This is a genomic window from Dactylosporangium sp. NPDC050688, assembly GCF_040654515.1.
Taxonomy (GTDB): domain Bacteria; phylum Actinomycetota; class Actinomycetes; order Mycobacteriales; family Micromonosporaceae; genus Dactylosporangium.
Genome location: NZ_JBFAIC010000032.1, coordinates 104,692 through 116,081 on the forward strand (window position 1 = coordinate 104,692; position 11,390 = coordinate 116,081).

The 11,390-nt window shown below is 63.3% G+C and carries 11 protein-coding genes; 3 read left to right on the forward strand and 8 right to left on the reverse strand.

Features of this window, described 5'->3' with window-relative positions:
* Positions 1–8 precede the first annotated feature (8 nt).
* Entirely contained in the window at positions 9–536 is a 528-nt protein-coding gene (locus tag AB0H83_RS27835; RefSeq protein WP_360099453.1) for a tetratricopeptide repeat protein, read from the reverse strand.
* Here AB0H83_RS27835 and AB0H83_RS27840 point away from each other — a divergent pair.
* The 3 genes from AB0H83_RS27840 to AB0H83_RS27850 all read left to right on the forward strand — a co-directional run bounded on the left by AB0H83_RS27840 (position 526) and on the right by AB0H83_RS27850 (position 3,600).
* Entirely contained in the window at positions 526–1,287 is a 762-nt protein-coding gene (locus AB0H83_RS27840) for an arginase family protein (RefSeq protein ID WP_360099455.1), read from the forward strand. The genes AB0H83_RS27835 and AB0H83_RS27840 overlap by 11 nt on opposite strands.
* A gap of 91 nt (positions 1,288–1,378) precedes the next feature.
* Entirely contained in the window at positions 1,379–3,085 is a 1,707-nt protein-coding gene (locus AB0H83_RS27845) for a VWA domain-containing protein (RefSeq protein WP_360099457.1), read from the forward strand.
* Positions 3,085–3,600 carry a YbaK/EbsC family protein gene (locus AB0H83_RS27850; protein ID WP_360099485.1) on the forward strand — a complete coding sequence of 172 codons (516 nt, stop codon included), beginning with the start codon at positions 3,085–3,087 and terminating at the stop codon, positions 3,598–3,600. Before AB0H83_RS27845 ends, AB0H83_RS27850 begins: the two co-directional genes overlap by 1 nt.
* A gap of 89 nt (positions 3,601–3,689) precedes the next feature.
* On the opposite strand, the gene AB0H83_RS27855 is transcribed toward AB0H83_RS27850, so the two are convergent.
* From AB0H83_RS27855 to AB0H83_RS27885, 7 genes are all read right to left on the reverse strand, one after another.
* A complete protein-coding gene (locus AB0H83_RS27855; RefSeq protein ID WP_360099459.1) occupies positions 3,690–3,866 on the reverse strand; it encodes a hypothetical protein in 177 nt (58 codons plus the stop codon).
* Positions 3,867–4,423: 557 nt separating this feature from the next.
* Positions 4,424–4,672 carry a DUF2188 domain-containing protein gene (locus tag AB0H83_RS27860; protein WP_360099487.1) on the reverse strand — a complete coding sequence of 83 codons (249 nt, stop codon included), beginning with the start codon at positions 4,670–4,672 and terminating at the stop codon, positions 4,424–4,426.
* An 860-nt stretch (positions 4,673–5,532) separates the two neighbouring features.
* Positions 5,533–7,497: a DUF3732 domain-containing protein gene (locus AB0H83_RS27865; protein WP_360099461.1), complete on the reverse strand. Its 1,965-nt coding sequence runs from the start codon at positions 7,495–7,497 to the stop codon at positions 5,533–5,535.
* Positions 7,494–8,015: a three component ABC system middle component gene (locus AB0H83_RS27870; protein ID WP_360099489.1), complete on the reverse strand. Its 522-nt coding sequence runs from the start codon at positions 8,013–8,015 to the stop codon at positions 7,494–7,496. Before AB0H83_RS27870 ends, AB0H83_RS27865 begins: the two co-directional genes overlap by 4 nt.
* Before the next feature lie 8 nt (positions 8,016–8,023).
* Positions 8,024–9,226, reverse strand: a complete 1,203-nt coding sequence (locus tag AB0H83_RS27875) for an ABC-three component system protein (RefSeq protein ID WP_360099463.1) — start codon at positions 9,224–9,226, stop codon at positions 8,024–8,026.
* Positions 9,227–9,425: 199 nt separating this feature from the next.
* Positions 9,426–10,112, reverse strand: coding sequence for a YdcF family protein (locus AB0H83_RS27880; protein WP_360099465.1), 687 nt, complete (start codon positions 10,110–10,112; stop codon positions 9,426–9,428).
* 33 nt (positions 10,113–10,145) lie between these two features.
* Positions 10,146–11,390 (reverse strand): helix-turn-helix transcriptional regulator (locus AB0H83_RS27885; protein WP_360099467.1); only part of this gene is annotated, 1,245 nt, incomplete at its 5' end.

Consider the following 11,390-nt stretch of genomic DNA (forward strand, 5'->3'; position numbering starts at 1 on the left):
GTCCGTCATCACCTACCCAGGGCGGCCAGACCGCCGCGGGCAGTGAGGGCGGCGACGCCGCCCTTCTGATGGCGGTCGTAGGAGGCGATGCACTGCCGGTACAGGGCCCTCGCCTCGGCGGCGCGGCCGGTCATGCGGTATGCGTCGGCGAGGTTGTGCTGCACGTTGGCGAGGGCGTCCGGGTCGGGCCCCGCGGCCGAATGGTCGGCGAGGACCTGCTCCAGAAGCCGTACGCCCCGTCGAGGCGGCCGGCTTCGAGGTGCACGATGGCGAGGCTCACCCCGGAATAGGCGGTCTCGGCGTGGCCGGCACCGAAGACGCGTTGCCGATCGGTGTAGGTGCGGTCGAGCAGCGCGCCGGCCTCGTCCAGCCGGCCGAGGTTGAGTTTTACCGGTCCCGGACGGCCCGGACAGGACGGTGACCGGCGTGACCTGCCGTGCGTTGCGGCCCAGTTCCGGCCAGTCGATCTTCAGGTCTCGCCGCACCCAGAAGGCCGGCCGGAGAGCGGGCGGGGGAAAATGGGACATGACCACCATCTACGTGCCCTACCACCTTGATGAGCGCCTCGACGGGCTGGTCGACGAGCCGGCGGACGTCACCGTTGCCGTCGAGTTTCCCGAAGATACTGACATCTGGGGTCGGCTGGTGGTGCTGTACGACCGGCTCGCCGACGAGGTCCGTCGGGCCGAGTCGCCGGTCGTGATCTCCGGGGACTGCACCACCGCGCTGGGGACGGTGGCGGGCCTGCAGCGCGGCGGCGTGGACCCGGCGGTCGTGTGGTTCGACGCGCACGGCGACGTGCAGACCCTCGAGACGACCACCTCGGGGTACATCGGCGGGATGCCGTTGCGGGTGCTGGTGGGGTACCGGCCGGAGCTCATCGCGGACCGGCTCGGACTCCGGGCGCTCGACGAGGAGCGCGCGGTGCTGGTCGACGCCCGGGACCTCGACCCCGCCGAGGAGGACTACCTACGGACGTCGGGGATCCGGCGGTACCAGCTGCAAAATCTGGAACTGCCCGACGGGCCGCTGGTCGTCCACGTGGACCTCGACGTCGTGGACGCCGGCGACCTGCCGGGCCTGCTGTTCCCGGTGCCGGGTGGCCCGTCGATGGGTGACGTTCTGGCGAAGGTACAGGAGATCATCGCCACCGGGCGGGTCGTCGCAGTTGACCTCGCGTGCACGTGGCGACCTGGCAACGGCGCGGAGGCCCGCGGGTTCATCCAAACGGTCTGCAAAGGATTCCGAAAGGATCCTAATAAGTTCCGGACCCAACGTGATCATTGAAGTGCGGAGTGTACTCGTGTCGCGCGAACTTGCGTGACGAATACCCAAACGCGGGACCCATTTACCTCATATCTAGGGAATATTGGTACCCGTGAGAGGACGGCACGCAGCGGCGGACCTGAGGAGTAACGGGTTCGTCGCACTCGCCGCCGGCATGATCCTTCCCCTCGTCGTCATCGGTGCCGTCTACGGCGGCTACCAGGTGATGTCGACGGCGGGATGCTCGGGCACGGTGCGGCTCTCAGTCGCGGCGAGCCCGGAGATCGCGCCGGCCATCAAGGATGCCGCAGCCCGGTGGATCAAGACCGAGCCGCGGGTCGACCACGAGTGTGTCGCGGTCGATGTGGTCGCCGTGGGCGCGTCCGAGGTCGCCGCGGCGATCGCCGGCGAGCACGGCGTCACCATCAACACGCTCGGGCAGGCCGACGGCAAGACGCAGGTGCCGCACGTATGGATCCCGGACTCCTCGATCTGGCTGCAGCGCATGCGCGCTGCTCGTGAGGACCTGGTGCCACTGGCCGCGCCGTCGCTGGCGCGCAGTCCGATAGTGCTGGCGGTGCCGGAGCCGACGGCGCAGTCACTCGGCTGGCTGGAGAACAAGCTCACCTGGAAGCAGGTGCTGCAGCAGATCGTCGGCGACACCCGGATCACGGCCGGCATCGTCGACCCCAACCGTGATGCCGTCGGCGTCTCCACGATGGTGGCGATGGCTTCGGTCCGCGACCAGTTCGGCCCCGAGGGCGACGCGCTGACCGTAGGCGCGATCAAGGCGCTGACCTCGGGCAAGTCGGAGCAGCAGTCCGGGCTGATGGCCAGGTTCCCCCGCGACGCCGACCCGCGGACGCTCTCGACCGCGGTCACCCTGGCGCCGCTGTCGGAGCAGGCACTGCACGCGTACAACGCGACCGGGCCGGCGGTGCCGCTCATCGCCGTCTACCCCGACCCGGCGCCGATCGCGCTGGACTACCCGTTCGCCGCGATGCCGCGGCTGTCGCCCAACCGGGCCGCCGCCGCGGAGCAGTTCCGGTCGGTGCTGTCCGGCCCGGCGTTTCGCAACCTGCTCGCCACGCACCAGCTGCGTGCCAACGATGGCACCGTCGGCACCGGCATGACGCTCGGGCCCAGCGCCGCGAGCAGTAGCGCCGTCACCCCCGTACCGGATCCCAAGGTCATCAATGCGGCGCTGCAGATGTGGATCGAAATCACCCAGCCGTCACGGATGCTGGCGGTCATCGACGTCTCCGCGGCGATGAAGCAGACCGTCCCGTCCGCCGGCGGCCTGAGCAAGCAACAGATCGCTGTCCAGGCCGCATTGGGCGGCCTGGACATGTTCCCCGAGAGCTGGGCCGTCGGGCTCTGGTCGTTCTCGACCGGACACCAGCAGCTGGTGCCGATCGGCCCGCTGAACACCCAGCGCGACCAGCTCCGCGGCGCGCTGGGCACGCTGAAGCCCAACCCCAAGGGCGGCAGCGGACTGTACGACACGGTGTTCGCGGCGTACCTGTCCGTGCAGCAGGGCTGGGACGCGACTCGGGGCAACTCGGTCGTGGTGATCACCGGCGGGCGCAATAATGATGCGGGCGGCATGTCGCTCGACACGCTCGTCAGCTCGTTGAAGAAGGCGGAGAACAAGGACCAGCCGGTGCAGATCATCATCATCGGCGTCGGCTCCGAGGTGAACCAGGGCGAGATGCAGAAGATCGTGGACGCCACCGGTGGCGCCGTCTTCGTCGCGGAGGACCCGTCGAAGATCGGAGACATTTTCATGAAGGCGCTCGCTCTGGACGACGGCCGTTGATCGGGAAGCTCGAAACGGTGCCGGCCCTGTCGGCCACCGACCTGCTGGCCACCCCCGTCGCCGCCGCGGTGCACGACCCGGACATCCTGGTCGCACCCATCGACCCCACGCTCGCCGACACCGCTGAGTTCTGCACGGCGTACGACGTCGGCCTCGACCAGTCGGCCAACTGCGTCGTCGTGGCCGGCAAGCGTGACGGAGCGGTCCGCTACGCGGCCTGCGTGATCCTCGCGACCACCCGCGCCGACGTGAACGGCGTCGTGCGCAAGCGGCTCGACGTGCGCAAGGCCAGCTTCGCACCCATGGACGACGCGGTTTCGCTGACCGGGATGGAGTACGGCGGCATCACCCCCATCGGCCTCCCACCCGACTGGCCCGTCCTCATCGACTCCAGAGTCGTCGACGTGCCGCTGGTCATTGTGGGCAGCGGCCTGCGCCGCAGCAAGATCGTGCTCCCGGGCGCCGCGCTGACCCGCCTCGTCGCCGCCGAGGTCATCACCGACCTGGCCCGCTGACCACCGCCAGGGTGCCTTGGGCAAGCAGGCCTGAACCCGGTAACGCGTCCGCGACGCGAGACATCAGACGCGTTACCGGATTCGCCGTGCTACGGCCGTTTGAACTGCGTCGACAGCTGCGCGGCCGGCATCGGGACGGAGGCCACCTGGCTGCCGGTCACCGCCGCCGACGCCGGGTACAGGTAGAAGGTCCCTACCACGTCCACGACCACGTCGCAGTAGCCGCCAGCGTTGAAGACGTTGAACTTGTCGTCCGCGCCGATCATGGTCTGCACCGCGTTCGGCACGATCGACCCGGCCGTCGGGTTCAGGTTGGAGGTGCTCGGCCTTGCGGCTCCGCTGGCAGGCTGGTCCTGAAGGCAGTCAACGTCCGATTGCAGACCGGGCGGATCGTCGTCTCCGACGTCGACTCAAGTGCCCCGGAGCGAACTTGAGGGGGGTGTGGGTGGAGCAAAGCTCCCCCACTGGGGAGCAGCCGAAGGCTGCGCGAAGCATGCTGACGCCACCAAGGCGAGCAGGCCGCAGGCCTGCAAGCAGGGTGTGCCGATTGGTGGAAGCGAGGGGACTCGAACCCCTAAGCCGCGGGCGTGCTCGGAGATCACCCAAACCGGGCGGATCATGCGCCTGGGCTGCGCGAACCTTGTCGTTGCTTGTGGACCTTTGACAGCGCTTCTCAATCTCATTTGGTCCGGATTTGGTCCCGATGATCTTGGATCCGACAGCGAGGGAGTCAACGGGAGTGCTCGTCGACCAAGGTCTTGAGAACCGGAAGGGCCGAGGCTGCATCACGGGGATACAGCCTCGACCCTCGTACAGCCACCGCCTACTTGCGGTCGCGAGGCGGGTTCGGGTCGTTGCCCGGAGGCACCGTGTCGGAATCACGGATGTTGCCGTCGCGGCCATGGATCACGACCTCACCACCGCCGAGGTTACCGACGATCGTGCGGGCCTTGTCGATCGCGGCGGCCTGAGTGTTCTCGTGGCCGCTGCGTCGCTGGGCATCCGGAGCAACGACGTCCCAACCACCATTGGCGTTGGGAACGACGTGCCTTTCTTGACGCGCCACCTGCATCACCTCTACTCCGAGCTGGACACTTTCGGCCCTCAAGATGCAGAGGCACCTGTCCGGAGAGCCCGGACCGGTGTAGGGTCGCCGTCTGCGCAGCCAACGCTGGGAGACCCCGGCCGAAGTGTCGACCCAGGTCGCCTTCGACCGGGGTCTTTCCATGCTCGCAGCACAGAGTAACGGCGCTTTGAGCCGGATGCCAACGGTGTAACTTATCCACAGGTTATGGTTTTCCCTGCACAGGCACCCCACAGGTTTAGCCGTTCGCACACAGGTTCGTCCACAGATATTCTTTGGACTCTGTGGATAACTACAAAACGTGACCCTGGCTCGCGTCGCCTCCTGAGCCCCGCCGTGTACCCGTCGTCCACCCGCCCGGGAACAGGTTGGCGCCGGGGCTGCCCGCGTGAGTACGGACCGCGACGGCCGCGACCACGCTTGGCGGCCCCGGCGCCGGCCTGTTGGCTTCGCCTGGATGACGGGGATGCGGTGGGGCGTCCCTCCGGAACCCAGAGGCCCCCGGCTGGAGGCCCCGCCAGAGGCAGAGAGCGCGGCTGTCGACGGAGTTGGCAGGGAGCGCAGCGACCGGTGTCCGCGGGGAGCGGCGGCCTGTAACTCAACGAAGCTTGGAACAGAAGCATGCTGAACCTCGACGGGCGGCGCCTGGTCCTGACCGTATATGCACCCCGCGGCTTGCTCGCGGCGTCCCGGCCGAGCGGGCTTACGGCGCCGGCGCGAAGCGGCCGGCGCAGCTGCACGCCGAGTCGGGTCACCGCGAGCGGGCTGCGCCGTAGGCGCCTTGATCTAGTACAGCCAAATTCGGCAACAGTTCTCACCACCAGAGAACAGTGCGAGCACGCTGTCGATCACTCATCCTCAGTTGGCAGCGAATCCTCTTCCAGAATCCAGTCACGCGGAATTAGCGCCTCGTCGGAATTCCTCCACCGGTGAACAACCGACTTTTGGAACCACTCCTCTTCAAGGTCGGCGTGATCCATCATCATGACTTGAATCTGCGGCGCAAAGTCTTCGACTAGATCGAGAACGAGTCTCAGAATCCGACCAAGTGACTGCCTATCGTCATCTTCAAGCGTCTCCTCGTCAGGCTTCACATCTGGGGGAAAGTACACTTGTGAGGGCTGGTCGAGAATCAAAAATCGAGGAACAGGGCGATGCTGATTCACGAACCATTCATGCAATGCAACAAAAAGCGAGATATGATATCCAAGCCAGTTCTCGCCACTTCCAATCTGCGCCAGCGTAATCGGGCCGTCCAAAGTGTCGGCAACCACGGTAAGGCGCCTAACGTCTAGCCTGATCGGCGAGTCGGAGTGTTCAAGCGCGATTGATCGCGCCTTCAACTCTAGAGAGTGTCCGATGCGGGACAATATGCTTTCCAAGCGATCCTGAGCGTGAGACGAGTCCAGCTGCGCCTCGAGTTCGTCGATTTCTTCAACGATCAAATCCCGCGAACGTGCTGTTTGCGTTACGCTTGGCATCAATGCCTGACTGTCGAGGTAAAGGCCTATTCTCCCCTGAACCACTGCCATGCGGATAGCGTCCTCGCGGGCAAACGACAGCTGCGCGCGAGATGCCGAGATCGCGTCAATCTGCTCTTGGTTGGCGCGAAGAGTGTCCTTCAGATTCTGCAGCTCAAGTACTCGCTCCCGTTCGAACGCATCCAACTCCGGCTCAGCCGCCTGGACTGTAGTGATCTTTGATTCCAGGGCGCGCAGAGATCTCGCTAGATCGATCGCATGGACTGCCGTACTGTACAACTGCGAATCACAAATTGGGCAGACTTCGACCGACAGCTCGGATGGAATTCGCAGTAGGCCGATCGAACGAAGCCGCGCCCTGCGTTCAGCAGCTTCGTCAGCAAACTCTCGTCTCTCAGCTTGGATGCGCCGAAGCTCGTGTACTTCGGACCTAATCAAACTAAATCTAGATCGAAGTACATCACGTTCTTCGAGCAATGAATTGTATGCGTCAACCTCTGGCAGACCGCCGATTTGGACGGGAGAACTATCGCGCACTTCGCTTAGCAAAGCTAGAGCGCTTTCGTGAGTAAGGTCAGTCAGGTCTTCGAGTTGGAGAATTCCCACGTTCACTGCCTCGGCAACCAGTGCTCGTGCCTGTCCGGATGCATCTCGAATAGCAGCGTACTCGGCAGCCTTCCTGTCGTATGCCCTAAGCTCGCGACGAAGTTCCGCAAGCTTGTTGCGTTTTGCGACAAAATCTCGATCTTGTGCGCCCAGGAAGTACGGAATCGTGTCACGTATTGCCTGCGGCCGGAACTCGTCCGCCTGCGAATGGAACAGTACACTGCGACTGGCAATTTCATCCTGCGCCTGAAGTACGAAGAATAGCGCGTGGCGAATCGTCGCAGCTAAAGGATTCCTGGAACCGGAATCAGGGACATTTAAGTTTTCTTCGATACCACAGAAGCGGTTGAGGAAATCGCGAGCACCTGCAAGTGTAGAGTTGAAGTCGAGAGAATCAAGCGGTGGCGCGTCAGCCGCTAGTTCGCCTACGCTTATGTGATAACGAGTTGAGGAGGATCGTCCGGACTCAGGCGCGGGACGGACCAAAAGCGCCTCTCGTCCTCCTCCCACGATCCGTAGCCCATACGCAGATACCGTACGCCTGATGACACCCGCAGGAATCGAAAATCCCGAGCTACCAAGGCAATAATCGATGATGTTGATGATCGAACTCTTGCCAGTCTGCGATCTACCCGTAATGATGTTTAGTCTTCCGGTGTCAAAGGACAAGGTCCGAACTCGCCCATTGACGCCGTACAAGTAGATCGCAGATATCTGGAACGTCATGGCCGCACCCCGATGAGTCCGAAGATCGATGCTGCGTCGCCGCTTTTAGACAGCCACCGCCCTAGAAACAGAGCTGACCGCTGGACGCTGACGACATCAGCGCTGTCGCCGTCAATTGCGGCTCGAGGCCTTCCGTTACCCAACACTAAAGAAGCCGGACTTTTGAGCGTACATACGCGCGTGCCAAGTGCAAATAGCAAACCTGACCGCAGAAGTGGGGACAGTTGCTGTACGCTCGGAGGAAATTGCGCGCGAACGTCTGGGTTTCTTTGCACCCAGTCCACATACTTTGCGCTCACATTTCCCGGCAGCTGACCACGAGTTGGCGCATGAAGGCACAAGCCCACCGCCAGGAACGCGATGGGCAGGGGCATATCATCGTCTGATTCTTTGTTCCATCCTTGTATTGTGCGCGCATAGAGAAGCGATATGAATGCGGGATTAAACAATGCCGCTTCTTCTTCAGAGACACCGGCTGGGCGGCGTGGAGACGGGTTCGGTTCGCGTGTGGGCTCCATAACCTGCCTCACGATCCGTCAGGATCGGTGACGCCGTCCAAAAGCGTAAGGTAATCAGGATGCCATCCAACTTGTTTCTGATCGGCAAGATGCTGAAACGATCCTCTGATAACAAATGGCTGATGGCAACCATCGCGAATTACCAGATGCGTCATGTCTTCGACACGCCTGTACAGTATCTCCGCCGCCTTAACCCGGGCCTCAGGATCATCAACATCTGCTAAGTCATCCAGCATGCGGTCGAAATTGATTTCCCACTCTTCCCGCAACCTGTTGTCATAACTATCCAATTCGCCCACCAGCAGGACCTGATTCCGAGCCCAGCGCGATCGTTGAGTGGATGCGCGGATATAATCTCTAGCTGCGGAATTTAGCCGGCTTTGCCGCGACCCGATGAGCTTGAGCTGTTTGATAAAAATATGCCTGTCGAAGCCCGTTGACGGTGGTGACATCGACTCGATGTCCGGATCGACCCTAAGCTGATCTGGTCGGAACCGTTCCTTGATAGAGGTGAACATCGCATCGAAGTCGACGCCGTCAATCATAGCGCCTGGCGTCTGGAGGCAAGAAAGGCATTGCTCGAACCACCATCCCTCCAGATCCCTGATGAAATCCGGGGTCTGCCTCCTAGCGACACCTACCGCCAGTCGTGCGGAATTTTCAAGCTGCTTTCGAAGTTCGAAAATGTTGGGTGATTCGCATAGGACCTCGCACGCTCCAAGCATTGCAAGCTTCTGCGGTCGATCAAGTTTTAGGTACTCCGCGTAGAGCTTCTGCTGGTTCTGATTCTTCGACTTTACCGCGGCTAGGTCGAGCAGTCGGATGGCCTCTTCCGGATTCCGATTGGGATCACCATATGGGAGTAGGAAAGAAGCAGCAGATCCAGCGGGAACCTCGGCGGTGGTAACCAGAAGAAGCCTCGTTGATGGCGTTTCAATAGTCTTCTTAAGGATACCGATCGACCAAATACGCAATGTCTTCCAGAGGTCGCTGCTGGAGTCAGTCAGCTTGGTCCCGGGCGCCCTCTGCTTCAGTTGCGTGAGATCTCTTATCGATTGCCGAATGACTTCGACGTCGTCGCCGGCCTCGATTCCAAGCGACCAATCGACGCCGTGCTTGCTGTAAAGTTCGACCGCCGACACCAGTGAATATCGAAACTGATACGCATATCCTAGAGCGGACGCTGTGGCTTCAAAGGGATTGGCTGACACGTTCGCTCCCTCACTACTTGGTCAAGCCCTTCGCGGTGACCGTGACCGTAAGCGAAGACGCACTTTTCCGGGCGGAAGAACGCTAGACCACATTGCCGTCCGTGGCAACCACCGTACAGACAGTATGGTGCGTTCTCAGGGTCCGCCCCGCCCATGCAGATGGCGGACTCGTAAGGTGTTGCGGCTGCTGAGATATGCGCTAAGGCTTCTGCACGAGTCGCTTGTCGTACCCGCTCTCCGCAAGACGCCGATACGCTGCCTTGACACCGTCACTCATTACTTGAGGAACGGCGAACCCTTGCTCGGCGTAAACCAAGATTCTGTCTGTGTCGCCTACCAACATGTTGATGACCTTGTCAACATCACCGATGCTGCCGACGTAGCCGTCCAGAGTTGCCGGGTTGGACGCTGACACAACCCGGAGATGTGGCCAGACCTTGGCGGCCGTGGCAAAGGCACGGCGTTGTTGGTAAGGGCGGGTAATGACGATCGCTGAGGAGATCGGCAGCCTAAGCTCGTCGAGGAGAGAGCGGGTTAGCTCGAAATTTTGCTGTGTGTTAGTTGCGTTGGGCTCGATCAGAATTGCATCCTTCGGTACGCCGTGCCCGACGGCGTACTCGGCGTAGTGGACTGCCTCGCCGCGAGGGAAGCGTTCGATGGTTGTGGGGGCGTTGGCGCCGGTGAAGACGATGCGGGGGAAGTAGCCGCGGTGGTATAGGTCGGTGGCGATGATGGCGACGCCCAGGTCGTGGCTGCCGAGGCCGATGCCGATGTCGCAGGGGCGTAGTTCGTGGTGCATGTTGTGGTAGTCCCACAAGGTTTCGACGTCGGCGCGGTGTTCGGCGGGGATGGTGGTCGCCGGGGTGCTCTGGTCGGCATGCGTCACGCCAACACAGTAAGCGGCGGTGAGCGGGTGCGCTCAGTCCATAACGTCGAGCCGGCGGGCCAAGTCGACCAGCACTGTTGAGGGCTTCGACCGCTGGTGACGGATCCAAGAGAGAACCAGCTGGCGGCTCAGCACGTGGTAGCGGACCTGTTCTGGTGCCATCTTCTCGGCGGCGAGCACGGTGTCGAGGGCTTCGTCGGCGCGGTTCCAGGCGCTGAGGGCGCGGGCCACTTCGAGGGAGTGGCGTACGCGGCGCTCCATTGGCAGGCCGGAGGTGTCGACGCGCGGGCCGAGATCTACGGCGACCTGGATGTCGCCGAGCTCGGCGGCGGTGGCGACGCGGTGGATGGCGACGTTGGTCGGGCCGAATGCTGTCCACAGGTGGTTGGCGTCGTGGCCGAGACGCTGTGCGGCCTCGTCGGCCGCCGTGAGGAACGTGCGGGTGGTGATCGCGTCGTTCGCTCGGGCGGCGGCGATCGAGCCGGCGAGGAACAGCGTCCCGTACACCGACAGCAGCTCGGGCGTCGCGTTGGACAGGTGCGGCTCCAGGTAGTTCGCCGCATCGTTGGTGAGCTGGACGGCTTCGCGGTAGCGGCCGGTTGCCTGGAGCGCGTGTGCGACGGAGCGCAGCAGCGTCCCGGTCAGCACGACGTCGCCGGCAGCTCGGGCGGCGCCGAGGCCTCGGTCGGCGGCGATCCACGACAGGTCCGCCTCGCCGATCTTCGTCAGTTGCACGGCGGCGAGCTGGTACGCGAGGCCGAGCACCCGCCGTGCGTCGTCGAGGGCGTCGCCGGACATGGCGCTCACTGCGGCCTCGGCGTGGGCGATGAGGCTCGGAAGCCGGCCGGTCACGTACCCGAACCGCGCGTCCTGGTACGCGTCCCAGAGCGTCTTCAGCTCCTGCTGCAGCACGTCGACCGGCGGCGGCTCCACAGATGAGCCCGTGCCGAACGGTGTCACCTTGCGGTAGTCCATGAGGGCGGCGCGGAGAGCAGGGACGGTGCGCATGCCGCTGTCGCTGGTCCACGACACGAGGGATGGTTCGGCGACCAGGTCGGCGAGGGCGACGTCGAGCACGTCGGCGAGGGACTTGATGACCGACAGCCGGTCGAGCTGGATGCGGTTGTTCTCGACCTTGCTCAGCCAGTCCTCGGTACGGTCCACCAGACCGGCCAAGACTTCCTGCGACATGCCGCGCCGGCGGCGGTACCAGGCGACCCGTTCGCCGATGGTCAAGGTGTTCGTCATCCCACGCATGCGGTAAGCGTCGCACCACCC

What these genes read in the sequence shown, in the direction of transcription:
- AB0H83_RS27835 (WP_360099453.1), bottom strand. Translation starts at nt 536, where the DNA reads ATGGTGGTCATGTCCCATTTTCCCCCGCCCGCTCTCCGGCCGGCCTTC.
- AB0H83_RS27860 (WP_360099487.1), bottom strand. Translation starts at nt 4,672, where the DNA reads ATGCAGGTGGCGCGTCAAGAAAGGCACGTCGTTCCCAACGCCAATGGT.
- AB0H83_RS27855 (WP_360099459.1), bottom strand. Translation starts at nt 3,866, where the DNA reads ATGATCGGCGCGGACGACAAGTTCAACGTCTTCAACGCTGGCGGCTAC.
- AB0H83_RS27870 (WP_360099489.1), bottom strand. Translation starts at nt 8,015, where the DNA reads ATGGAGCCCACACGCGAACCGAACCCGTCTCCACGCCGCCCAGCCGGT.
- AB0H83_RS27840 (WP_360099455.1), top strand. Translation starts at nt 526, where the DNA reads ATGACCACCATCTACGTGCCCTACCACCTTGATGAGCGCCTCGACGGG.
- AB0H83_RS27865 (WP_360099461.1), bottom strand. Translation starts at nt 7,497, where the DNA reads ATGACGTTCCAGATATCTGCGATCTACTTGTACGGCGTCAATGGGCGA.